Genomic DNA, 24,233 nt, shown 5'->3' on the forward strand with positions numbered 1-24,233 from the left:
GAACTATGTTTTATCGTGAAAATGGCCAGTTCAAGACCAGCTACGCGGCCGATCAGCAGATCTTCCCGGTGCTGCAGGACAAGTGGGCCATGCTCGCCCTGCTGCTGGTGGCCTTTGTGCTGGTGCCCTTTGGCTTCAGCGACTACACCTTCAAGGCGGTGCTGATCCCCTTCCTGATCATGTCACTGGGCGCCATCGGGCTCAACATCCTGGTGGGCTACTGCGGCCAGATCTCGCTGGGCACCGGCGCCTTCATGGCGGCAGGTGCCTACGCGGCCTACAACTTCCATGTGCGCTTTGAAGGCATGCCGCTGATCCTGTCGCTGATCGGTGGCGGCCTGGTGTCCATGCTGGTCGGCGTGCTGTTTGGCCTGCCCAGCCTGCGCATTCGCGGTCTGTATCTGGCCGTGGCCACCCTGGCGGCCCAGTTCTTCATGGACTGGATCACCAGCCGCGCTGCCTGGGTCAGCAACTACTCCTCGTCCGGTTCGGTCAGCGCCGGCAAGCTGTCGGTGTTCGGCATGCCGATCGAGACGCCGGTGCAGAAGTACCTGTTCTGCCTGGTCATCCTCTGTGTGCTGGGCCTGATGGCCAAGAACCTGGTGCGCAGCGCCATCGGCCGCGAGTGGATGGCCATGCGCGACATGGATGTGGCCGCCAGCGTGATCGGCATCCGCCCCATGTACGCCAAGCTCTCGGCCTTTGCGGTCAGCAGCTTCATCGTCGGCATTGCCGGTGCGCTCTGGGGCTTTGTCCACCTGGGCGCCTGGGAGCCCGCCGCCTTCAGCCTGGACCGTTCCTTCCAGCTGCTGTTCATGATCATCATCGGCGGCCTGGGCTCCATCGTTGGCAGCATCTTTGGCGCCGCCTTCTTTGTGCTGCTGCCCATCTTCCTGACCCAGGTGCCGCACTGGCTGGGCCTGCCGCTGTCCACCGCCACCGCCACCTACCTGGAGCACATGGTGTTTGGCGCGCTGATCGTGTTTTTCCTGATTGTCGAGCCCCATGGATTGGCCAAGCTGTGGGCCACGGCCCGCCAGAAGCTGCGTCTGTGGCCGTTCCCGCATTGAGTGTTTTTTACCGAGAGCAACGCAGAGTGTTCGCAAGTGGGGGTCACCAGCCCCAACAACCCTAAGGAGATAGAACCATGTCTTTCAAGAAAGCTGTGATCGCCGCTGCTACGGCAGCCCTGGGTCTGGGCGCAATGATGGCTGCCCCAGCCGCACAAGCCCAGGAGCAATTTGTTCCGCTGCTGGTCTACCGCACCGGCCAGTTCGCGCCGCTGGGCATCCCATGGGGTGACGGCAAGCAGGACTACCTCAAGCTCGTCAATGCCAAGGGCGGCATCAACGGCGTGAAGATCAAGTTCGAAGAGTGCGAGACCGCCTACGACACCGCCAAGGGCGTGGAATGCTATGAGCGCCTCAAGGGCCGCGACGGCGGCGCTGCCGGCTTTGACACGCAATCGACCGGCATCACCTTCGCGGTGACCGACAAGGCCGCGGGCGACAAGATGCCCGTCATCACCCCCGGCTATGGCCTGTCGCAATCGGCCGATGGCAAGGTGTTTGAGTGGAACTTCCCGCTGCTGGGCAACTACTGGACCGCTGCCGATTCCATCGTGCAGGACATCCTGAAGAAGGAAAAGGGCAACCTCAAGGGCAAGAAGATCGCGCTGGTCTACCACGACTCGCCCTATGGCAAGGAACCCATCCCGCTGCTGCAAAAGCGCGCAGCCAAGGAAGGCTTTGACCTGATGCTGCTGCCCGTGACCGCCCCCGGTGTGGAGCAGAAGTCCACCTGGCTGCAGATCCGCCAGAACCGCCCTGACTATGTGCTGCTGTGGTCGGCCGGCGTGATGACGCCGACGGCCGTGCGCGAAGCCCAGGCCACCGGCTACCCCCGCGAAAAGATGTACGCCATCTGGTGGGGCGGCTCCGACCATGACGTGAAGGACATCGGTGCCGGCGCCAAGGGCTACAACACCGTCACCATCCACAACACCGGCGAGCGCGACAAGGTGCATGACGAGGTGAAGGCCACGCTGTACGACAAGGGCCAAGGCACCGCGTCCGATCCCAAGGAACTGGGCCAGCTGGCACACACGCGCGGCATGATGATTGCGATGCTGCAGGTTGAAGCCATCCGCACTGCGCAAGAGAAGTACGGCAAGGGCAAGGTCATGACCTCCGAGCAAGTGCGCTGGGGCCTGGAGAACATGAACATGACCCAGGAACGCCTCAATGAGCTGGGCTTTGGCAAGATCATCCGCCCCTTCAAGACCAGCTGTGACAACCACCTGGGCGCCGACTGGGCCCGTATCGCCACCTGGGACGGCAGCAAGTTCAACGTCACCTCGGACTGGTACCAATCGGACAAGAGCCTGATCGACCCGCTGGTCAAGGAATACGCCGACAAGTACGCCAAGGAAAAGAACGTGACGCCACGTTCCTGCAGCTAAGGCTGCGTGGTCCCTGGGCCTGGTGGCCCGGGGCCTCTCGTGGCAGGCCCCTGGCGCCCTTCCCCTGCGGAAGGCGCCCGCTCCCCGGGGCCGCCCACCCTCCATTTTGTTGAGAGATCAGGTGACGGCATGACCGATTCCCCGCAAACAGCTTCCACCCCATCCGCAGCAGCGCCGCTTTTGGTCGTCAACGGCATCGAGGTGATCTATAACCATGTGATCCTGGTGCTCAAAGGCGTCTCGCTGTCGGTGCCGCGTGAATCGATCGTAGCCATCCTGGGCGGCAATGGCGCCGGCAAGACCACCACCTTGCGCGCCATCTCCAACCTGCTCAAGGGCGAGCGCGGCGAAGTCACCAAGGGCAGCATCGAGCTCGAAGGCGAGCGCATCGAAGCGCTGACCCCGTCGGACCTGGTCAAGCGCGGCGTCGTACAGGTGATGGAAGGCCGGCACTGCTTTGCCCACCTGACCATCGAAGAGAACCTGCTCACCGGCAGCTACACCCGCACCAGCAAGGGCGAGATCGCCGCCAACCTGGACAAGGTCTACAACTATTTCCCCCGCCTCAAGACGCGCCGCACCAGCCAGGCGGCCTACACCTCGGGCGGCGAGCAGCAGATGTGCGCCATTGGCCGCGCGCTGATGAGCAACCCGCGCCTGGTGCTGCTCGATGAGCCCTCGATGGGCCTGGCGCCGCAGATCGTTGAAGAGGTCTTCAACATCGTGCAGGACCTGAACCAGAAGGAAAAGGTCACCTTCGTGCTGGCCGAGCAGAACACCAACATGGCGCTGAAGTACGCCGACTACGGCTACATCATGGAGAGCGGTCGCATCATGATGGACGGCGCCGCCAAGGACCTCGCCAACAACGAGGACGTCAAGGAGTTCTACCTGGGCATGGGCGGCGGCGAGCGCAAGAGCTTCAAGGACGTCAAGAGCTACAAGCGCAGAAAACGCTGGCTGGCCTGACCGCACTGCTTCAACGCACCCGATTACCGCGCCGGCTGATGCCCAGATGCCGGCGTCTGCGGCAGATTCGCCCTCAAAAATACCGATCACACGTCCCGGAGAACCCGCATGAGCCAGCATTACGACGATCTGGAGTCCCGCGCCCCAGCTGCCCGCGAAGCCGATCTGATGGCCCGCCTGCCCGCCCAGATTCGGCACGCCCAGCAACACTCCCCCGCCTTTGCCAGCATCCTGCAAGGGATCGATGCCGCCAGCATCAACAGCCGCGCGGCGCTGGCGCAGCTGCCCGTGACCCGCAAGCATGAACTGCTGGAGCGCCAAAAGGCCGAGCGCACCCAGCACCCAGGCCGCGCCATCTTTGGCGGCTTCAACACCGCGCCCTTTGGCAGCGCCATGCCACGCATGTTTGCCAGCCCCGGCCCCATCTATGAACCCGAGGGCCAGCGCCCCGACTACTGGCGCATGGCCCGCGCCATCTATGCGGCCGGCTTTCGCGCTGGCGAGCTGGTGCACAACAGCTTCAGCTACCACTTTGTGCCCGCCGGCTCGATGATGGAGTCAGGCGCCCAGGCGCTGGGCGCCACCGTCTTCCCCGCCGGCACTGGCCAGACCGAGCAGCAGGTGCAGGCCATGGCCGATCTGCACCCGCATGGCTACATCGGCACGCCCAGCTTTTTGAAGATCATCCTGGAGAAGGCCGAAGCCCAGGGCCAGCGCATCGCATCGCTGACCAAGGCGCTCGTCTCCGGCGAGGCCTGCCCGCCCTCACTGCGCGACTGGTTCAGTGCCCGGGGCGTGGCTGCCTACCAGTGCTATGCGACCGCCGACCTGGGCCTGATTGCCTATGAAACCGAGGCCCGCGAAGGCCTGGTGCTGGACGAGAACGTGATTGTCGAGATCGTGCGCCCCGGCACCGGCGACCCGGTGGCCGAAGGCGAGGTCGGCGAGCTGGTCGTCACCACCCTCAACACCGACTACCCGCTGATCCGCTTTGGCACCGGCGACCTGTCGGCCGTCCTCCCCGGCCAGTGCCCCAGCGGCCGCACCAACACCCGCATCAAGGGCTGGATGGGCCGCGCCGACCAGACCACCAAGGTGCGCGGCATGTTTGTGCACCCCGGCCAGATCGCCGAGGTCGTCAAACGCTTTCCCCAGGTGCAAAAGGCGCGCCTGGTTGTCAGCGGCGCCATGGCCCAGGACCAGATGAGCCTGCAGGTGGAAACCACCGAGCTGGGCGCCGGCCTGGCCGAACAGATCGCCGACGCCGTGCGCGAAGTCACCAAGCTGCGCGCCGACATCGCGCTGCTGCGCCCGGGTGAGCTGCCGAATGATGGCAAGGTGATTGAGGATGCGCGGAGTTATGACTGACCAGCGGTGGCGCTGGGCCAGGTCCGGGGCCCGCCGCACCTGCGGGCTCGCCCTATCGCACTACACCGGGCTAAGCACATAGCTCGTGCTGCGCCCACCTGCTGGCTCCTTGGCCAACACTCCCAGCGTCAGCAACTCGTTGATATCTCGTAGTGCCGTGTCGCTGGAGCACTTGGCGATGGCCGCCCATTTCCCGGTCGTGAGCTTTCCGTCAAAGCCATCGAGCAAGCGGTTCAGCACCTTGATATGGCGCTCGTTCATCGGCGCCATCGCCCAATGGCGCCAAAACCGCGCCTTATAGAGTACGACCGCCAAACCCTCGTTCGCTTGTAGGACCGCCTGGTGCAAGGTCTTCAGAAACCACAGCAGCCATGGCGTCACATCCATGCCGCCCTTTTGCGTGCGCTCCAAAACCTCGTAATAGGCCTTGCGCTCGCGCTGTATTTGGGCAGACAGGCTGTAAAAGCGCTGCGCACTGCCATCCGCGCGCGCCAACAGCAGATCACCGATGGCCCGCGCCATACGACCATTGCCGTCATCAAAAGGGTGGATGGTCACAAACCACAAATGCCCCAACCCAGATTTGAGCAATGCCGGAAGGGTGGAATGCACCGGGTCATTGATCCAGGCCAGCAACTTGGCCATCTCTGCAGGCACTTGGGGGGCAGGAGGCGCTTCGTAATGCACTTTCTGGCGGCCGATCGGGCCTGATACCACCTGCATGGGGCCCGCTGCGTCATCGCGCCACGTGCCCACCGCTATCTTGCTCATGCCCGAATAACCGGTTGGGAACAAGGCGGCATGCCAGCCATAGATGCGCTGCTCGGTGACGGCTTGCTGGTGGTTTGCCGTCGCGTCGAGCACCATCTCGACCACACCCTCCACATGCCGGTCTACCGGTGCGAGCGCCCCAATGTCCAACCCCAACCGCCGGGCGATGGAGGAGCGCACAGACGCCACATTGAGCGACTCCCCTTCGATCTCGGAAGTCTTGAGCACATCCTGCGTCAGCGCAGCCAGGCTCGCCTGGTCCCTTAGGCCCATGCCGACATCCGCCAGGCGCCCAAGCAGCATGCCTTGCGCCTGACTGACCTGCGCCAGTGGAGCAGCCAGGGCATCGCTATCGAACTGCCACTGAGGCCAGTGCGGGGATTGCCAGATATATTCACCGCTAAACATGCGGTGAATAATAGACATAAACGCCGCAAATGTCTATCGCGTCTCCAAAACTTGCCTGGCTGTGCGCAACCGCATCTCTGATCCAGGCCCCTCAGTGGCTAATCATCCAAGGCCGATTCCCCACCTGGCTTTTTAGCGCCGGCTGCGCCGCAGCCGCAGCGGCGCCGGTCTTGGCACCCCCACTGCAACACCCACAGCCACTGGGATGCCGCAGCCGCCCATAGTTGCCCGCAGCAGGATCGTTATCCCGCGACATACGCGGCGCATGGCGGGCGCGTTCGTTGACCTCGGCGGCGCGGCGCTGCTGGGGGGAGGTGCAGGCCAGGCGCGGTGCCTGGCTGATGACGCGCTCGGAGGCCGCGCCGCAGCGGGGGCAGGCGCAGGCCAGGTTGCGGTCGGCCAGGCGGCGCAGCGCGTCGAATTCGCCGCAGTGCTGGCAGGCGTAGTCATAGGTGGGCATCACAGTCTCCTGCACAAAAAGATAAAAGCGGGCCGGCGCTGCGGCCCGCGCAAGCCAGCGTCTTACTTGTCGTACGAGATCGGCATATCGATGCTGCCGTCCAGGTACTTGACCGGCCCAGCCGCGCTGGGGTTGATGTCGAAATCAAAGATCTGCGTGGGCAGCCACAGCGTGGCGCAGGCATTGGGCACGTCCACCACGCCGCTGATATGGCCCTGCACCGGGGCGGTGCCGAGGATGGAATAGGCCTGGGCGCCCGAGTAGCCAAACTTCTTGAGGTACTCGATGGCGTTCAGGCAGGCCTGCTTGTAGGCCACGTTCACATCCAGGTAGTACTGCTTGCCCGATTCGTCGACGCTGATGCCTTCAAAGATCACATAGTCGTTGTAGGTCGGCACGATGGGGCTGGGCTTGAAGATGGGGTTCTTGATGCCGTACTTGGCCATGCCGCCCTTGATGATGGACACCTTCATGTGCACCCAGCCGGCCATCTCGATCGCGCCGCAGAAGGTGATTTCGCCATCGCCCTGGCTGAAGTGCAGATCGCCCACCGACAGGCCGGCGCCATCGACATAGACCGGGAAGAAGATCTTGGAGCCGCGCGAGAGGTCCTTGATATCGCAGTTGCCGCCATGCTCGCGCGGGGGCACGGTGCGCGCGCCGCTGGCTGCGGCCTTGTCGCGTGCCTCGCCCTTGAGCTGGCCCATGTGCGCCGTCGCCATGAAGGGCGGGTTGGCCAGGTTGCCGTCCGGGTTGGTGTCGATCAGCGCCTGCTCGCGCGCATTCCAGGTCTCGAGCATCTTGGGATCGGGCAAGGTGCCGATCAGGCCGGGGTGGATCAAACCGGCATAGCGCACGCCGGGGATGTGGCGCGAGGTGGTGAACATGCCCTGGAAATCCCAGATCGATTTTTGCGCGGACGGGAAATGGTCCGTCAGGAATCCGCCGCCGTTCTTCTGCGAGAAAAAGCCGTTGAAGCCCCATTGGCTCTCGTCCTTGGCGCCGATGTCGAGCAGGTCCACAACCAGCAGGTCGCCCGGCTCGGCACCTTTGACGCCGACCGGGCCCGAGAGGTAGTGCACCGTGGTCAGGTCCACATCGCGCACATCGTCGGCGCTGTCGTTGTTCTGGATGAAGCCCCCCGTCCAGTCGTAGGTCTCCAGCACAAAGTCATCGCCGGGGTTCACCCAGCAGGCCATCGGAATATCGGGGTGCCAGCGGTTGTGCACCTTCTCGTTGGAGGGGGCCGGTTGGGACAGATCAACCTTGATCAGGGTTTCGGGCATGTGCAGCTCCTGTGATGCAGTCAATGAAACAGAAAAATGCGGGCCGGCAGCGCAGTGCCAGCGGCCGGCCGCGCAAGGACCTAAACCGACAGATAGGACTTGATGTGGGCCTCGTTGGTGTTGGCGCGGTCGGTCTCGTGCACGATGCGCCCGCCCTCGATGACAAAGAGCCGGTCGGCCACATCCATCGCAAAATGCAGCACCTGCTCGGAGACGACGATGGTGATTTCGCGCATCTTGCGGATCTCATTGAGCGCCTTGGCGATGTCCTTGATGATGGACGGCTGTATGCCCTCGGTGGGCTCGTCGAGCAGCAGCACCTTGGGGTTGGTGACCAGCGCGCGGGCAATGGCCAGCTGCTGCTGCTGCCCGCCCGAGAGGTTGCCGCCCTTGCGCCGGCGCATGTCCCAGAGCACCGGGAACAGCGCATAGATCTCGTCGGGGATCTTGCGGTCGCGGGCGTTTTCCAGACCGGTCTCGATGTTCTCCTCGACGCTCAGGGTCGGGAAGATCATGCGGCCCTGGGGCACATAGGCAATGCCCTTGGCCACGCGCAGATAGCTCTCGTCGCGCGATACGTCCTGCCCCGCCACCTGCACCGCCCCGCTCTTGAGCGGCAGCACGCCCATCAGCGCCTTGAACAAGGTGGTCTTGCCCATGCCGTTGCGGCCCATGATGGCCAGGGTTTCATTGGGCCGGCCTTCGAAGGAGATGCCATGCAGCGCCTCGCTCTGTCCGTAGGCCACGTGGATATCGTTGACTTTCAGCATATGCGGCTCCTCAGTGGCCCAGGTAGACATCGATGACTTTGGGATCGGACTGCACGGCCTCCATCGAGCCTTCGGCCAGAATCTTGCCCTGGTGCATGACGGTGACCTTGTGCGCAATGCGGGCCACAAACTCCATGTCGTGCTCGATCACGATCACCGAGCGGCCCACGCAGATGCGCTTGAGCAGCTCGGCCGTCAGCTCGCGCTCGCGCGCGCTCATGCCGGCAATCGGCTCGTCCAGCATCAGCAGCTCGGGCTCCTGCATCAGCAGCATGCCAATCTCCAGCCACTGCTTTTGCCCATGCGACAGCAGGCCCGATTCCATCTCCAGCACATGGTCCAGGCCAATCTCCTGCGCCACGTCCTGCACGCGCTGCTGCACGGCCGGCGTGCACTGAAAGCGCAGCGCGCCGAACACCGAGCGCCCCTCGGGGTAGGAGACCTCCAGGTTCTTGAAGACCGACAGGTTCTCGTAGATCGACGGCGTCTGGAACTTGCGGCCGATGCCCTTGCGCACCCGCAGGTACTCGTCCATGCCCGTCAGCTCCTGGTTCTGGAACTTGATGCTGCCGCTGCTGGCCTTGGTCTTGCCGCAGATCAGATCGAGCAAGGTGGTCTTGCCGGCGCCGTTGGGGCCGATGATCACGCGCAGCTCGTTCTTGTCGACATAGAGGGTCAGGTCCTCGATGGCCTTGAAGCCGTCAAAGGAGACCGTCAAGCCCTCCACCGCCAGTGCAAAGTCGGTATTGCTCATTGCTCACTCCTGGTTCAGACGCCTTCGGCCGCGGGCTTACCGGCGACCGGCTCCTGCGCCTTGCTGCTGGCCGGGCTGGTGATGGGTTTGCTGACCGTGCTGTTCGCCGCAGGGATGGGCGGGCTGGCAGGTTTGGCGGCGCGCCGGGCCAGCATGGGCTTGAGCTTGCTCGCATACAGGCCCGCCAGGCCGTTGGGGAAGAACATGGTCACCACAATGAAGAGGCCGGCCATGCAGAACATCCAGAGATCGGGGAAGGTCTCGGAGAAATAGGTCTTGCCAAAGTTGACCAGCAGCGCGCCATAGACGGCACCGACCAGGCTCATGCGGCCACCGACGGCGGCAAAGATCACCATCTCGATCGAGGGAACAATGCCGACGATGGAGGGCGACATAAAGCCCACCTGCAGCGCAAACATGGCGCCGCCAATGCCCGATATCGCAGCGGCCAGGCAGAACACAAAGACCTTGAACATCGACACGTCGTAGCCGGAGAAGCGCACGCGGTCTTCCTTGTCGCGCATCGCCAGCAGCAGGGTGCCGAGCTTGCTTTTCTGGATCCAGAGGCAGGCCACCACCGACAGCAGCAGCAGGCCGCAGCAGACGTAGTAGAGGATGTACTTGGCGCTGTCGGTGCGGATGTCCCAGCCCAGCATGGTGCGCAGGTCGGTCATGCCGTTGACACCGCCGGTGTAGCCCTGCTGGCCGATGATCAGCACCGTGAGGATCAGCGCCACGGCCTGGGTGATGATGGCAAAGTAGACATCGCCCACCCGGCGGCGGAACATCGCAAAGCCGATGATGAAGGCCAGCAGCGCGGGGGCAGCCACCACGGCAAACAGCGCAAACGGCAGGTGCTCGAACGGCGTCCACCACAGCGGCAGCGCGGTGAGCTGGTTCCAGTCCATGAAGTCGGGGATGCCCGGTGTGGACTGGATGCTGGTGCTGGCCTTGTCCGAGGCTTCGAGCTTGAGGAACATGGCCATCGCATAACCGCCCAGGCCAAAGAACACGCCCTGCCCCAGGCTCAGCACGCCGCCCCAACCCCAGAGCATGACCAGGCCCACGGCCACAAAGGCGTAGCAGAGGTACTTGCCCACCAGGTTCAGGCGGAAGGAATCCAGCGCCAAGGGGAACACCAGCAGCAGCACCACGGCCAGCAGTGCCACATGTCCCAGGCCGGTTCGTTCCAGCCACGCACGCATATCTTTCATGGTTGTCATCCTTTCCACCGGCTTTAGCGGCGCACCTTGCTGGCAAACAAACCTTGGGGCCGCAGCATCAAGACCACGACGATGAAGGACAAGGTCAGCACCTTGGCCATGGAGCCGCTCAGGAAGAACTCCGTGATGGACTGCACCTGGGCAATGCCAAAGGCCGATGCCACGGTGCCCAGCAGGCTGGCGGCGCCGCCAAAGGTGACGACCAGGAAGGAATCCACGATGTAGAGCGAGCCGGAGGTGGGCCCCGTCGAGCCGATGGTGGTGAAGGCCGCCCCGGCAATGCCTGCCACCCCGCAGCCAATGGCAAAGGTCAGGCGGTCGGTCTTCTTGGTGTTGATGCCGATGGCATTGGCCATCACGCGGTTGCTGACCGTGGCCCGCACCCGCAGGCCCCAACGGCTGCGGTAGAGCGCAATCAGCACACCGGCCGTCACCAGCAGCGCCAGCGCCAGCACAAACATGCCGTTGATCGGAATGTCCAGCCCCTCGCTGGGCGACCAGGAGCCCATCAACCAGTCAGGCAAGGTGGGGCTCACCTCTTTGGGGCCGATCACCGAGCGGAACACCTGCTGCAGCCCCAGGCTCAGGCCCCAGGTGGCCAGCAGGGTATCGAGCGGGCGCTTGTACAGATGGCGGATCAGCGCCCATTCGGCCAGCCAGCCCAGCACAAACGCAAAAACAAAGGCAGCCACGATCGACAAGGGAAAGTAGTAGGGCATCCAGGCCGGTGCATGGGCTTCCACCAGGGTGGAGGCCATGAACACGGTGTAGGCGCCGATGGTCATGAACTCGCCATGCGCCATGTTGATGACACCCATCTGGCCAAAAATAATCGCCAGGCCCAGGCCCATCAGCAGCAATACCGCAAACAGGCTGAGGCCTGCAAAGCCCTGCATCAGCCCGATATTCATCATTTCAGAAAAGGTCATGGCGCTCTCTTGTCGGGTGGTCGGCGGCAATGCGGGCCAGAGGCCTATGCCCCGTGGCCCGCTCTCGGGGTCCGGACTTATTGGTAACCCTTGGGGAATGGATCCGGTTTGATCAATTCAGGCGACTCGGACACGACCTTGAAAGTCCCGTCCGGCAGGCCTTGCGAGATGCGCGACTTGCTCCAGAGGTGGTGGTTGGCGTCGATCTTCACGTAGCCTTCGGGGGCGGTGTTCAGCTCGATGCCTGGCGATGCGGCCACGACCTTGTCCACATCGAAGCTGCCGGCCTTCTCGACAGCGGCCTTCCACAGCCAGGGGCCCAGGTAGCCGGCCTGGGTCACATCGCCGATGACCGACTTGGGGCCGTACTTGGCCTTGAAAGCCTCGACAAACTTCTTGTTGTTGGGGTTGTCCAGCGACTGGAAGTACTTCATGCTCGAGTAGAAGCCGGCAAAGTTCTCGCCGCCAATGCCCAGCATTTCGTCCTCGGTCACCGACAGGGTCACCAGGAACTGCTTGTCACCGGTGATGCCTGCGGCCTTGAGCTGCTTGTAGAAGGCCACGTTGGAGCCACCCACTACAGCCGCAAAGATCAGATCGGGCTTGGCCACCTTGATCTTGTTGATCAGCGAGTTGAAGTTGGTGTTGCTCAGCGGGTAGTACTCCTCGCCGACGACCTTACCCTTCTGGAAGGTCTCGATGTGCTTGCGCGCAATCTTCATCGAGGTGCGCGGCCAGATGTAGTCGGAGCCCACCAGGAAGACCTTGGAGGCGTTCTTCTCCTTCTTGGCCCAGTCGAGGCTGTACAGAATTTGCTGGGTCGCTTCCTGGCCGGTGTAGATGACGTTCTTGCTCTGCTCCAGGCCTTCGTAGAAGGTGGGGTAGTAGAGCAGGCCGTTTTCCTTCTCGAAGACCGGCAGCACGGCCTTGCGCGAGGCCGAGGTCCAGCAGCCGAAGACGGTGGCCACATGGTCGCTGATGAGCAGCTTCTTGGCCTTTTCGGCAAAGGTGGGCCAGTCGGAGGCGCCGTCTTCCTTGATCACGCGGATCTTGCGGCCCAGCACACCGCCCATGGCGTTGATCTGGTCAATGGCCAGTTGCTCGGCCTGGATGGAGCCGGTCTCGGAGATCGCCATCGTGCCGGTCGAGGAGTGCAGCTGCCCGACCACCACCTCGGTATCGGTCACCGCCAGCTTGCTGGTGTTGACCTGGGTGGTGGGTGGCGTCTGGGCACGCGACAGCATGGGCAGACCCGCCATGCTGATGGCACCCAGGCCTTGCAAGAGACGGCGGCGGCGGAGCGACTGTTGGAAATCCTGAGACATGCTTTTCTCCTCAAGTGGTTCAGGGGCTGAACCGGTAACGGGTTGAAACCTGTTGGTCACTCTAAAAGTGCCGCCCCCAATCACCCATACGTCATTTGACGTAGCCCCTGCGTACGCACGCCGGGCTAAGCTTGCGCGCCCACTGCACTTTGGGTCACACCTCGCCGGCCGCGCCAGCCTTGCCGTGGCCTGAATATTGCTTAGTCCGCTGATCCCTTGCCCACAGCGCCTGCGCGCTGCCTGTGATGACCAAGCCCTCCCAAAAGATCTTCCCGATCCGCCGCGAATACAACGCCTGGGTGGCCGACGAGACCATGGAGGACTACGCACTGCGCTTTACGCCGCAGAAAGCACGGCGCTGGAGCGAATGGCAGCTGCTGAACACGGCGATGGGCGGGCTGTCCTTTCTGGCGCTGGAGGCCATTGGCGCGACCATCACCCTGGCCTATGGCTTCAGCAGCGCCGCCTGGGCCATTACGGTGATGGGCATCGTGATCTTTCTGACCGCCTGGCCCATCTCGGTCTGCGCGGCGCGCTATGGGCTGGACATGGACCTGCTCACCCGGGGCGCCGGCTTTGGCTACCTGGGCTCGACCATCACCTCGCTGGTCTATGCCACCTTCACCTTCATCTTCTTTGCGCTGGAGGCGGCCATCATGGCGCTGGCGGTGCAGATGGCGCTGGGCTGGCCGCTGGTGGTCTGCTATGTGCTGTGCGCGCTGGTGGTGATACCGATGGTGCTGTATGGCGTCACCTTCATCTCCAAGCTGCAGGCCTGGACCCAGCCGCTGTGGGCACTGATGCTGCTGACGCCCTACCTCTGGCTGGCGTTTGCGCAGCCCCAGTTTGTGCATGAGCTGCCGGGCCTGTCGGGCCTGACCTCGGGCAGCGCCGATTTCAACTGGCTGTATTTCGGCTCGGCCAGCACGGTGATCTTTGCGCTGATCGTGCAGGTGGGCGAGCAGGTCGATTACCTGCGCTTCATGCCGCGCAAGACGGCGGCCAACCGGGGGCGCTGGTGGTTTTGTGTGCTGATGGGCGGGCCGGGCTGGATCCTGATGGGTGCCGCACGCATGCTGGGCGGCGCCTACCTGGCCTATGTGGCGCTGCAGTTTGGCTCGACTGTGGCCGAGGCCTCGGACCCCACCCACCTCTACCTGACGGCCTTTGGCAAGATCATCCAGGACCCGGGCATCGCCCTCTGGGTCACCCTCGTCTTCGTCATCATGGCGCAGATCAAGATCAATGTGACCAATGCCTATGCCGGCTCGCTGGCCTGGTCCAATGTGTTCTCGCGCATCACCCGCAGCCACCCCGGCCGTGTGGTGTGGCTGGTGTTCAATGTGATGATCGCGATGCTGATCATGACCCTGGGCGTGTTCAGCGCCTTGGAGAAGGTGCTGGGCATCTACAGCAACATCGCCGTCGCCTGGGTGGGCGCGCTGGTGGCCGATCTGGTCATCAACAAGCCGCTGGGGCTGAGCCCGCCGGGCACCGAGTTCCGGCGCGCCTACCTGCATGACCTCAACCCCGTCGGCCTGGGGGCCATGGGCATTGCCGCGCTGGCCGCCGGCATTGCCTACAGCGGCCTGCTGGGCGAGCTGGCCAGCGCCTTTGCGCCCTATATCGCACTGGTGATTGCGCTGCTGGTATCGCCCTTGCTGGCCTGGGCCACGCGCGGGCGCTGGTACATCGCCCGCCAGCCCGCGCTGTTTGAGGCGCCCGAGCTGCCATGCGCCGTGTGCCAGAACCAGTTTGAGCGCGCCGACATGGCCGCCTGCCCCGCCTATGGCGCGCCGATCTGCTCGCTGTGCTGCTCGCTCGATTCGCGCTGCCATGACCGCTGCAAACCCAGCACCGCGCGCGCCCAGGTGCAGTGGCGCAGCCTGTACGAAAGCCTGCTGCCCCAGCGCATCCAGCGCAGCATCAATTTTCGGCTGGCATCCTATGCCGGCACGGTGCTGCTGCTGACCAGCCCGATGGCGCTGGCCTTGTTCGTGGTCTATATGCAGCAAAGCCTGTCGCCCGGGCAGACCGATTTGCGCTGGGCCTTTGTGCGCGCCTTCTCGCTGCTGGCGCTGCTGTGCGCGCTCTACGCCTGGTGGCTGGTGCTGGCCAAGGACAGCCGGCGCATGGCGCGCGAGGAATCGGAGCGCCAGACGCAGATGCTGCTGCAGGAGATCGAGGCCCACCAGCGCACCGATGCGCAGTTGCAGGCCGCCAAGGAGCATGCCGAGGCGGCCAACCAGGCCAAGTCACGCTATGTGGCCGGCATGGCCCATGAGCTGCGCACGCCGCTGACCAGCATCCTTGGCTATGCCCAGCTGCTGCTGCGCCGTAGCGACCTGCCCGGCCCCGCGCACGAAAACATCAGCACCATGCTGCACAGCGGCCAGCACATGCATTCGCTGATCGACGAGCTGCTGGACCTGGCGCGCATCGAGGCTGGGCGCCTGCGGCTGGACCCGGCGCCGTTGCAGTTCCCCGAGTTTCTGGAAGCGGTCAACCGCATGGTGCGGCCCCAGGCCCAGGCCAAGGGCTTGCAGTTCGAGCTGCAGACGCAGGGCCGCATTCCGCAGTGGGTGCGGGCGGACGCCAAGCGCCTGCGCCAGATTCTGATCAACCTGCTGGGCAATGCCATCCGTTTTACCGACAGCGGCAGCATCCGCCTGCAGGTGGACTGCCACAGCGATGTGGTGCGCTTTGACATCCGCGACACCGGCATCGGCATTGCCCCGCAGGACCATGAGCGCATCTTCATGCCCTTTGAGCGGGGCAGCGCCGGGCGCCGCGCAGCCAGCACCGGCACCGGCCTGGGCCTGACCATCACCCGCATGCTGACCCTGCTGATGGGCGGCGAGCTGAGCCTGCAAAGCACGCCCGGCCAAGGCAGCACCTTCTCGGTACGCCTCTACCTGAGCGAGGTGCACAACCCGCCGCGCGCGCTGGCAGGCCAGCCCCAGGCGCGGCCCTTTATCGGTGGCTACCTGGGCCCGCGCAGAAGCCTGCTGCTGGTCGATGACCAGCCCATTCACCGCCAGCTGATCGCCGGGGTGCTGATCCCGCTGGGCTTTACCGTGCTGGAGGCGGCCAGCGGCCATGAGTGCCTGGAGATCATCCGCGATGCGCCACCCGACGCCATCCTGCTGGACCTGAGCATGGACGACCTGAGCGGCTGGCAGACCGCTGCGCTGGTGCGCCAGCAGTACAGCGCCGCGCACCTGCCCATCGTCATCGTTTCGGCCGACCTGTTCGAGAACCAGCCCGAGCAGCTCGAGCGTGCCGGCTGCCAGGCCTTTGTCGGCAAGCCGGTGCTGGAGTCCGAACTGATGGACACCCTGGCCTGGCTGCTGAAGCTGGAATGGCTGGAAGACACAGCCGCGCCCCCGCCCCCCGCAGCGCTGCCCACTAGCGCGCAGGAGCCGCCGCTGCCGCCGGATCTGCAATCGGACCTCACCCGCCTGGCCCGCTTTGGCGATGGCGCCGGCCTGCGCAAGCTGCTGGCCGCCGCCCAGGCCAGCCACCCTGAATCACGCCATGCGCTGCAGGCCCTGGATGCGGCGGCTCAGCGTTTTGATTTCCCCTTCATCCTGGAGCGCCTGGCGCCTGCGGAGCACAGCGAGCCCTGACCATGCCTACTTTCCAAGCCCATGCCGGCGTTGTTCTTGTGGTGGACGATGCCGTCGAGACCCTGGGATTTCTCTGCGAGGCGCTGAGCCAGCAGGACTACACCGTGCTGCTGGCCCGCAATGCGGCCGAGGCGCTGGAGCGCCTGGAGATCGCCACGCCCGATGCCCTGCTGCTGGACTGCGTGATGCCCGGCGAAAGCGGCTTCTCGCTGTGCCGCAAGATCAAGGCCCACCCGGCCTGGACCCATGTGCCGGTGATCTTCATGACCGGGCTGTCGGAGACCGACCATATCGTGGAAGGCTTTGCCTGCGGCGGGGTGGACTATGTGGTCAAACCGCTGAAGCTGCCCGAGGTGCTGGCCCGGCTGGCTCGCCATATGCACAACGCCCATGTGGGCCGCATGGCCCAGGCCGCCGTCGATGTGGCCGGCATGGGCGTGGTGGTGTTGGACCGCCAGGGGCGCCTGGCCTGGCGCTCGCCCCAGGCGGCGCTGTGGCTGGAGCAGGCCTTTGGCGCCAGCGCGGCAACGGCTGCGGCCTGGCTGCAATCGGCCCGCCACCAGTCCGCCCAGCAGGCGCTGGGGCAAGGCACCCTGGTGGCCCAGGATGTCGGCGAGGTGGGCATTGGCGAGCGCATGCTGGTGCTGCGCCTGGGCCATGACAGCCTGCGCGCCAGCACCCAGCGCCTGCAGGATGCCGCGCTGACCCCACGCGAGACGGAGGTGCTGGGCTGGCTGGCCAAGGGCAAGACCAACCGCGACATTGCGCAGATCCTGGGCATGAGCCCGCGCACCGTCAACAAGCACCTGGAGCATGTGTTTGAAAAGCTGGGCGTGGAGACGCGTGCGGCGGCAGCGGCCATCGTCAGCGGCTCGCTGACGGCGTAAGCTTGGTGAAAGCCATAGGAAGGCTACGGACATTTCGGGGTCTGGCGCGGCCCGGCAAGGCCCCTGCGGCTTGCGCCAGCGCAAATAAATGTCCATCACTGCCTCTGGCTGCACGACATTTCGCCCGGAACTAATGACATTTTAACTATCAATATTGATAGCATCTATCGCAAACCGTGGTTGAGCCGGGCAGCCATTGGGCTTTAAGTTCGCGAAAAACGGCCGTGTCAAAAACTAGAAACACTCTGGAAAAACAAGGGTTTACCTTAGAAAAAACCCAAGCACTCTCTCGGTAGGATGGCAGTCTTTTTCTCCACTAAAGAGACAAGCCGTTATGAACAAGATGATGCAATGGACTGCACTGGCCCTGGCGGCCGCTACCGCCACCGGCGCCTATGCCGACGCCTCCTACCCCAACAAGCCCATCACCATCGTCGTCCCGTTCACGGCAGGCGGCCCGACCGACCGCGTGGCACGCGATCTGGCCGAAGCACTGCGCAAGCCCCTCAATGGCGTGACCGTCGTCATCGACAATGCCGACGGCGCGGGCAGCACCATCGGCATGGCCAAGGCCGCACGCGCCAAGGCTGACGGCTACACCCTGCTGCTCAACCACATCGGCGTGGCCACCGCTCCTATCCTGTACCGCAAGCTGTCCTTTGATGTGACCAAGGACTTTGAATACCTGGGCATCATCAACGACGTGCCGATGACCCTGATCGGCAAGCCCACCTTGGCACCGAACAACTACAAGGAACTGGCCGCCTACCTGAACAAGGAAAAGGACAAGGTCAACCTGGCCAATGCCGGTATTGGTTCCGCCTCGCACCTCTGCGGCCTGCTGCTGCAAAGCACCCTGAAGATCCCGCTGACCGCAGTGCCTTACAAGGGCGCCGCACCGGCGATTGCCGACCTGATGGGCAACCAGGTGGATGTGCTCTGCGACCAGACCACCAACACCACCGGCCAGATCGAAGGCAAGAAGGTCAAGGCCTATGCCGTGACCACCAACAAGCGCCTGACCACGCCATCGCTGAAGGACCTGCCGACTCTGCAGGAAGAAGGCCTGAACGGCTTTGAAGTGACGATCTGGCACGGTCTGTACGCCCCCAAGGGCACGCCGGCCGACATCCTGAAGAAGGTGAACGACGCACTGAAGGTGGCCTTGAAGGACCCCGAGTTCATCAAGAAGTCCGAGAACCTGAGCGCCGTGGTTGCCACCGACCAACGCATCACGCCCGAAGGCCACAAGGCCTTTGTGCAGGCTGAAATCGCCAAGTGGACGCCCATCATCAAGGCGGCCGGCACCTTCGCTGACTGATCGGGCATACCCCATGCAAAAAGACTGCCTCGGCAGTCTTTTTTTCGTTGGTGTGAGTAACTCTGTGAACGATCAGCCGCCCCAGACCACATCGGCCTGCTCGGCCGCACTGCGGCGCAGCATCTCGATAAAGGGCACGGCCCGCTGCTTGAGGCCGACGCTGGCCTTCACATCCTGGCCATCGGCATCTTCGGGGTCCTGGTCCAGATCGGGGGCCTTGGCGGCCTGGGCGCGTTCGTCCTCAGCTGCCACGGCGGCTTGCAAGGCAGCTATGGCCTGGGGAATCTGGTCGGTGGTGATGATGCCGCGTGGCGATGCGTCCTTGCCGATGATCTGCAGCACCTTGCGGGCATCTGGCTCCAGCATGATCAGGTCTGCAGTGGCCTGTGATTTGAATTTGAATAGCACGGCGCTCTCCTTATCGATACATATAGTCCCGGGTGAATGGGTATTGTGATTGTGCACCAGGCATGGTCCCTGTCGTCATCGATCTATCGGGCATGACAGCCAGCATCTGGTGCAAGGCCACCCAGCCATGCTCAAAGCCGGTGGCGCAGCCCGCCAGGTAGAGGCGGTAGGCGCGCAAGGTCTTGCCGGCCTGCGCGGGATTGCCCTTTTGCGAGAGGATGGCCAGCGCCTCGTCCAGCTGCGCCTCCAGCGCATCGGACCAGGCCCACAGAGTCTTGGCGTAATGCGGGCGCAGGTTGTCGGTGTCCACCATCTCCCAGCCGGCATGCGCCATCTCTTCGAGCACGGCGCTGACGTGGATCAGCTCGCCACCGGGGAAGATGTATTTCTCGATGAAATCGCCCATGCCGGCCCCCAGTTGCTCGTTGTCGGTACCACCGGCGGTGATGCCATGGTTCATCAGCAGGCCGCCGGGCTTGATCAGGCGCTTGAGCACGCTGAAGTACTCGTGCATATGGGCGCGGCCCACATGCTCGAACATGCCCACCGAGGCCAGCTTGTCAAAGGGCTGGTCCACCTGCAGCTGGCGGTAGTCGCTCAGCAGCATCTTGACCCTGCCCTGCAGGCCTTTTTGCTCTATCAGCCGGTTGACATGGGCATGCTGGTTCTTCGATAAGGTAATGCCCGTGCCCTCGATGCCATAGTGCTCGGCGGCCCAGAGCAGCAGGCCGCCCCAGCCCGCGCCCACATCCAGAAAGCGCTCGCCGGGCTGCAGCCGCAGCTTGCGGCAGATCAGGTCCAGCTTGGCCTCCTGGGCCTGGGCCAGGTTGTAATCGGGCTGGGCATAGTAGGCGCAAGAATAGACGCGGCGCGGGTCCAGCCACAGACCGTAGAAGTCGTCCGAGACGTCGTAGTGGAACTGGATCTGCTCGGAATCCTTGGTCAAGGTATGGAGCGCCGCCGAGCGCGAGCGCGCCAGCAGCCGGCTCCACCAGGTCGAGCGGGCCGCCACCGGGTCGGCGGGCATCAGGGCCACGGCGGCGGCCATCGCATCGCGCATGCTGCCTTCGATCTCGACATGGCCCTCCACCATGGCCGCACCGACCACCCCCACATCGCCCGCCGCCAGCGCGGCCAGTGCCGCCGCGTTGTGGCATCGGATGCGCACCTGGGCCTGGTCGGGCGGACCGATCCATCCGCCGTTGGGCATGGAGATGGCAACCAACACTGGCAAACCCGCCAGCTTGTCTTCGAGCTTGGACTGCAGGATATTCATGCCACTTATTGTGTGACGCCGCCCCGTTCCGTCAATGGCATTTGTCTGACACACCTACTGACAGCATATGTATAAAAGATACAGCGAGCGGCCTCTCCGAAGCGCGCTTAGCATTGCTCTCAGACCATGCCCACATCCCAGCCAGCCCCCCCCTCTGCCCCTTTGTCCACCGCGCTGCCGCCCGGTTGGGCAGCGCTGCAAGCGCGCTTTCCAGACCATGACTGGCTGGTGCTGCAGGCCGACCCGGATGCCTGCCATGTCTGGCGTGTGGCAGCGCAAAACGCGTCACCTATTCGACACGATCTGCCCCTGGGGTATGGCCAATTGGCAACACAGTACCTGAGCCGCGCATCGGCAGGTGCCGGCCAGGTGGAGCAGGTGATTGAGTTGGTGGAAGACCAGATCATGCCGCTGACCCGCAGCTGGCCAGCGCCGGGCCCGCAGTTGGCCTTGCTGTGCAGCGCGCCGGACATGGCCGCGCTGCTGGCGCAGCTGCCCAACCCGCAAGCCGCGCTGCAGACCACCGACGCGGTTGAGCAGCTGTTTAACCGCTATGCCCAGCACATGATGGGCGGCAGCCATGGCGGCCTGCAACTGACGCCGGCGCAGGCGGCGCTGCTGGTTCTGCTGCGCGAATGCCTGCACCACTGGGGCTGCCAGCAGGTTGCGCTGCAGGCTTAAAAATCAGCGCGCTTCGCTGCTGAGCCCATCCACCGTCTGGAACAGCGCCTGGCGCGCCTGGCTGATGATCTGCCCTTTCCAGGCCGCGCTCTCGTCATAAAAGGCTTCGCGCATCTGCTGGTGGATGGCGGCCTGCTGGGCGGCGGGCGCCTCGGGGTGCTGGTGCCGCCAGTGGTCGGCGCGCAGGGCATCCAGGGTGGCATGCACGGGCTGCACGCCGTACTCCAGGGCCATGCCGGTAAAGCTGGCCTGCGGGCATTCCTGCGCCACGCTGTTCCAGAGCAGGCCGGTCAATGGCGGCGATGAGGAGCTGCCATCGTCCAGCGAGGTGACCGGCGTGGCGCCTGCGCCATCCCACCAGCGACGCGCCCGCGCCAGCATGGCGGCATCACCGGGCGGGCCGGTAAAGATGCGCTCTCCATAGCCATTGGGGCCCAGGCCGGTGTGCACATCGATCCAGGCAATCTGGCGCGCCTGGCTGCCGTGCTGGCGCAGCACCTGGCGCAGGGTCTGGTTGCTCCAGGTGGGGGCCTGGCCGCCAAAGAACACCCCTTGCGGATGGCGATACTGGCCTTGGGCTACGGCAGCTTGCCAGGCCTTGAGGCCCTGCGTATCAATAAAGTCCTGCATCGCCTGCTGCACCTGGGCAGTCGGCGGCCACTGGGCAGGCACGATCACCTCATGCAGCTGGTCATAGGCCGGGTTGCCCGGCAGCGGCTGCGAAAAATCGACAAAGTTGCGGTTCAGGTCAACGTTCTCCTGCGTCACCCGCCGACCGTAGGAAAAGCCATGGGGGTTGAGCGCATGCACATAGAGCACGGCCACACCGGCACTGCGCGCCTTGTCCAGCCACTCGGCATCGCGCAGCGCATAGACCTGCACGCCGCTGCCGCAATAGCCTTCGATGCCATGGCAGGCGCTGCTGAGGATCAGCAGCTTGTCGGCGTCCATCGCACCATCCCGGGCCACATCCATGGCCAGCGCCTCACCCGCCACCCCGGTCAGCGGATGGGGCTGCGACTGCAGCGCCAGGCCGGCGGAGGCGGCGGCCTCCAGAAACTGCTGGCGCGCTACTGCATAGCTGGGGGAAAAGGCTTGTTCTACGACGCTCATGCGGCAATACCTCCGTGGCTCATGTCGGCAGTGACCATGCGCTCGACCTGCACCGCACAGTCGTAAAAGGACGGTGCACGTCCGATATCGGTCAGCTGCTGGTGGGTCAGCTCATTGACGTTGGTGCCATTGGGCCCGTCCTTCCGCCACCAGATGCCCAGCCCCACCACCACGCCGGGCCGGGCGCGGCCATTGATGCTGGCATGGCAGACATGCTCGCCCCGGCCGTTGAAGACGCGCACCAGATCGCCATCTTCAATCTGGCGGCTTTGCGCATCGCTGGGGTGCATCTCCAGCATCGGGCGCTCCTCGGCACTGCGCAGCTTGCGCACGTTGACGAAGGTGGAGTTGAGAAAGTTGCGCGCCGGCGGCGAGATCATTGCCAGCGGGTGGCTGGCCGTGGGCAGCTCATGGTTGGGCAGGTAGTCGGGCAAGGGGTTGATGCCCATGGCTTCGAGCGCCGCGCTGTGGAATTCGCACTTGCCCGAGGGCGTGGCAAAGCCGCCATTGGCAAAGGGGGCCTCGGGCAGGTTCTGGGCGACAAAGCCCTGCTCCAGCAGCTGCTCAAACGGGATGCGCGTCGGGTCCACCGCCTGGCGGCACAGTTCCTCGTCGCTGTCGGCAAAATGCGGCGCGGCAAAGGCACTGTCGTAGCGCGCCATCTGCGCGGCCAGGTCGCGGAAGATCTGGGCATTGCTGCGCGCCTGGCCCAGCGGCGCAATGGCCGGGCGGTTGAGCAGCACATCGGTATGGCCGTAGCTGGTGTGGATGTCCCAGTGCTCCAGCTGGCTGGTGGCGGGCAGCACATAGTCGGCATAGTCGGCCGTGTCGGTCATGAAGTGCTCCAGCACCACGGTGAACAGGTCCTCGCGGGCAAAGCCCTTGACCACCTTGGCCGAGTCGGGGGCCACCGCGACCGGGTTGCTGTTGTAGCAGATGAGCGCCGCAATTTGCGGGCCGAACTCGGCGCTGGCGGGATTGAGCAGCGCATCGCCAATCGTGCTCATGTTGACGGTGCGGGGCTGGCGCGCGCCCAGCAGCGCCGGCATTTGCAGCGCGCCCCGGCGCGCCGGTGCCGACGAGGAGCTGGACAGCAGCAGCCCGCCTGCACGCTGGCGCCAGGCACCGGTGAGCGCTGGCAGGCAGGCCACGGCGCGCACCGCATTGCCGCCGCCGCGCGCACGCTGCATGCCGTAGTTGAGGCGGATGGCCGCCCGCTCGGTGGTGCCGTAATCGCGCGCCAGGCTGCGGATCTGCGCCGCATCGATGCCGCAGACCTGGGCGGCGCGTTCGGGCGACCACTGCAGTGCGCGGGCCTTCAGCGCATCCCAGCCCAGCGTGTGCTGGGCGATGTAGTCGTGGTCCAGCCAGTCGTTGCTGATCAGCTCATGCATCAAGGCCAGCGCCAGCGCCGCATCGGTGCCGGGCAGCAGCTGCAGGTGCTCATGGCATTTGTCGGCGGTCTCGCTCTTGCGCGGGTCGATGCAGACCAGCTTGGCGCCATTGCGCTTGGCCTCCATCGCATAGCGCCAGAAATGCAGGTTGCTGCCAATGCTGTTGCTGCCCCAGATGAGGATCAGCTGGCTCTCGGCAAAGAACTGCACATGCATGCCCAGCTTGCCGCCATAGGTGTGCAGCAAGGCCTCCGAGCCCGCGCTGGCGCATATGGTGCGGTCCAGCAGCGAGGCGCCCAGCTGGTGGAAAAAGCGCCGGTCCATGCTCTCGCCCTGCACCAGGCCCATGGTGCCGGCATAGCTGTAGGGCAGGATGGCCTGCGGATCGGTCTGTGCAATGCCGTGCAGCCGTGCGCTGATATCGGCCAGCGCCTCGTCCCAGCCCACCGGCTCAAACTGGCCGCTGCCCTTGGGACCGACCCGCTTCATCGGCTGCAGCACGCGGTCTTCGTGGTAGCTGCGCTCGGTGTATTTGCTGACCTTGGCGCAAAGCACGCCACCCGTATGCGCATGCGCGGGGTTGCCGCTGACCTTGGTGGCCACGCCATCGACCACCGTGGTGACCAGCGAGCAGGTGTCGGGGCAGTCATGGGGGCAGGCCCCCAAAACGGTAGTGGTGGCAGCGGTGGTGGTCATGGCAGTGGCGGCGCCCAGGCGGGCGCGAAATCGTGGGTATCGGGGGGAAAGCAGTGCTGCACATGGTAGCGCCAGTTGGCAAGCGCTGGCGTCTCCTGCAGCAT

General features: G+C 64.5%; 20 protein-coding genes. 8 read left to right on the forward strand and 12 right to left on the reverse strand.

The window, feature by feature from the left end; genetic code table 11:
- Positions 1 to 5 precede the first annotated feature (5 nt).
- The 4 genes from EDF71_RS03110 to EDF71_RS03125 all read left to right on the forward strand — a co-directional run bounded on the left by EDF71_RS03110 (position 6) and on the right by EDF71_RS03125 (position 4,798).
- Entirely contained in the window at positions 6 to 1,070 is a 1,065-nt protein-coding gene (locus EDF71_RS03110) for a branched-chain amino acid ABC transporter permease (protein ID WP_133855167.1), read from the forward strand.
- Positions 1,071 to 1,147: 77 nt separating this feature from the next.
- Positions 1,148 to 2,461 (forward strand): ABC transporter substrate-binding protein, encoded by a 1,314-nt coding sequence (locus tag EDF71_RS03115; RefSeq protein WP_133855168.1) that lies wholly within the window; start codon positions 1,148 to 1,150, stop codon positions 2,459 to 2,461.
- Between the two features lie 129 nt (positions 2,462 to 2,590).
- On the forward strand, positions 2,591 to 3,430 hold the full coding sequence (locus EDF71_RS03120) for an ABC transporter ATP-binding protein (RefSeq protein ID WP_021028666.1): 840 nt from the start codon (positions 2,591 to 2,593) through the stop codon (positions 3,428 to 3,430).
- 108 nt (positions 3,431 to 3,538) lie between these two features.
- Positions 3,539 to 4,798, forward strand: coding sequence for an AMP-binding protein (locus tag EDF71_RS03125; RefSeq protein ID WP_133855169.1), 1,260 nt, complete (start codon positions 3,539 to 3,541; stop codon positions 4,796 to 4,798).
- A 60-nt stretch (positions 4,799 to 4,858) separates the two neighbouring features.
- Here the strand turns inward: EDF71_RS03125 and EDF71_RS03130 are convergent, their stop codons facing one another.
- The 8 genes from EDF71_RS03130 to urtA form a co-directional block, all read right to left on the reverse strand.
- The gene (locus EDF71_RS03130; RefSeq protein ID WP_133855262.1) at positions 4,859 to 5,977 is read right to left on the reverse strand and encodes a Fic family protein; all 1,119 of its coding nucleotides are present in this window, start codon (positions 5,975 to 5,977) and stop codon (positions 4,859 to 4,861) included.
- Between the two features lie 91 nt (positions 5,978 to 6,068).
- The gene (locus EDF71_RS03135) at positions 6,069 to 6,437 is read right to left on the reverse strand and encodes a zinc ribbon domain-containing protein (protein ID WP_133855170.1); all 369 of its coding nucleotides are present in this window, start codon (positions 6,435 to 6,437) and stop codon (positions 6,069 to 6,071) included.
- 62 nt (positions 6,438 to 6,499) lie between these two features.
- Positions 6,500 to 7,723 (reverse strand): formamidase, encoded by a 1,224-nt coding sequence (gene fmdA / locus EDF71_RS03140; protein ID WP_133855171.1) that lies wholly within the window; start codon positions 7,721 to 7,723, stop codon positions 6,500 to 6,502.
- An 80-nt stretch (positions 7,724 to 7,803) separates the two neighbouring features.
- Positions 7,804 to 8,493, reverse strand: a complete 690-nt coding sequence (gene urtE / locus EDF71_RS03145) for an urea ABC transporter ATP-binding subunit UrtE (protein ID WP_133855172.1) — start codon at positions 8,491 to 8,493, stop codon at positions 7,804 to 7,806.
- 10 nt (positions 8,494 to 8,503) lie between these two features.
- Positions 8,504 to 9,247 (reverse strand): urea ABC transporter ATP-binding protein UrtD, encoded by a 744-nt coding sequence (urtD, locus tag EDF71_RS03150; protein WP_133855173.1) that lies wholly within the window; start codon positions 9,245 to 9,247, stop codon positions 8,504 to 8,506.
- A 14-nt stretch (positions 9,248 to 9,261) separates the two neighbouring features.
- Entirely contained in the window at positions 9,262 to 10,461 is a 1,200-nt protein-coding gene (gene urtC, locus EDF71_RS03155; protein WP_133855174.1) for an urea ABC transporter permease subunit UrtC, read from the reverse strand.
- 23 nt (positions 10,462 to 10,484) lie between these two features.
- Complete coding sequence (urtB, locus tag EDF71_RS03160; RefSeq protein WP_133855175.1) at positions 10,485 to 11,399, reverse strand: urea ABC transporter permease subunit UrtB; 915 nt, start codon at positions 11,397 to 11,399, stop codon at positions 10,485 to 10,487.
- A gap of 77 nt (positions 11,400 to 11,476) precedes the next feature.
- Positions 11,477 to 12,724: an urea ABC transporter substrate-binding protein gene (urtA, locus tag EDF71_RS03165; protein ID WP_133855176.1), complete on the reverse strand. Its 1,248-nt coding sequence runs from the start codon at positions 12,722 to 12,724 to the stop codon at positions 11,477 to 11,479.
- Between the two features lie 245 nt (positions 12,725 to 12,969).
- On the opposite strand from urtA, the gene EDF71_RS03170 reads away from it, so the two are divergent.
- The 3 genes from EDF71_RS03170 to EDF71_RS03180 all read left to right on the forward strand — a co-directional run bounded on the left by EDF71_RS03170 (position 12,970) and on the right by EDF71_RS03180 (position 18,561).
- Positions 12,970 to 16,353, forward strand: coding sequence for an ATP-binding protein (locus EDF71_RS03170; protein ID WP_133855177.1), 3,384 nt, complete (start codon positions 12,970 to 12,972; stop codon positions 16,351 to 16,353).
- A gap of 2 nt (positions 16,354 to 16,355) precedes the next feature.
- A complete protein-coding gene (locus EDF71_RS03175) occupies positions 16,356 to 17,240 on the forward strand; it encodes a response regulator (RefSeq protein ID WP_133855178.1) in 885 nt (294 codons plus the stop codon).
- 334 nt (positions 17,241 to 17,574) lie between these two features.
- On the forward strand, positions 17,575 to 18,561 hold the full coding sequence (locus EDF71_RS03180) for a tripartite tricarboxylate transporter substrate-binding protein (RefSeq protein WP_133855179.1): 987 nt from the start codon (positions 17,575 to 17,577) through the stop codon (positions 18,559 to 18,561).
- 72 nt (positions 18,562 to 18,633) lie between these two features.
- Here the strand turns inward: EDF71_RS03180 and EDF71_RS03185 are convergent, their stop codons facing one another.
- Positions 18,634 to 18,969 (reverse strand): DUF1840 domain-containing protein, encoded by a 336-nt coding sequence (locus EDF71_RS03185; protein ID WP_133855180.1) that lies wholly within the window; start codon positions 18,967 to 18,969, stop codon positions 18,634 to 18,636.
- Positions 18,970 to 18,979: 10 nt separating this feature from the next.
- Positions 18,980 to 20,245, reverse strand: coding sequence for a class I SAM-dependent methyltransferase (locus tag EDF71_RS03190; protein ID WP_133855181.1), 1,266 nt, complete (start codon positions 20,243 to 20,245; stop codon positions 18,980 to 18,982).
- A 162-nt stretch (positions 20,246 to 20,407) separates the two neighbouring features.
- Between EDF71_RS03190 and EDF71_RS03195 the strand changes: the two genes are divergently transcribed.
- The gene (locus tag EDF71_RS03195; RefSeq protein WP_133855182.1) at positions 20,408 to 20,926 is read left to right on the forward strand and encodes a hypothetical protein; all 519 of its coding nucleotides are present in this window, start codon (positions 20,408 to 20,410) and stop codon (positions 20,924 to 20,926) included.
- Between the two features lie 3 nt (positions 20,927 to 20,929).
- Here the strand turns inward: EDF71_RS03195 and EDF71_RS03200 are convergent, their stop codons facing one another.
- Both EDF71_RS03200 and EDF71_RS03205 read right to left on the reverse strand, forming a co-directional pair.
- On the reverse strand, positions 20,930 to 22,039 hold the full coding sequence (locus tag EDF71_RS03200) for a M14 family metallopeptidase (protein WP_133855183.1): 1,110 nt from the start codon (positions 22,037 to 22,039) through the stop codon (positions 20,930 to 20,932).
- Positions 22,036 to 24,129 (reverse strand): molybdopterin oxidoreductase family protein, encoded by a 2,094-nt coding sequence (locus EDF71_RS03205; protein ID WP_133855184.1) that lies wholly within the window; start codon positions 24,127 to 24,129, stop codon positions 22,036 to 22,038. Before EDF71_RS03205 ends, EDF71_RS03200 begins: the two co-directional genes overlap by 4 nt.
- Positions 24,130 to 24,233: the final 104 nt, after the last annotated feature.

It is taken from the genome of Comamonas sp. JUb58, assembly GCF_004364775.1.
Lineage (GTDB): Bacteria > Pseudomonadota > Gammaproteobacteria > Burkholderiales > Burkholderiaceae_C > Comamonas.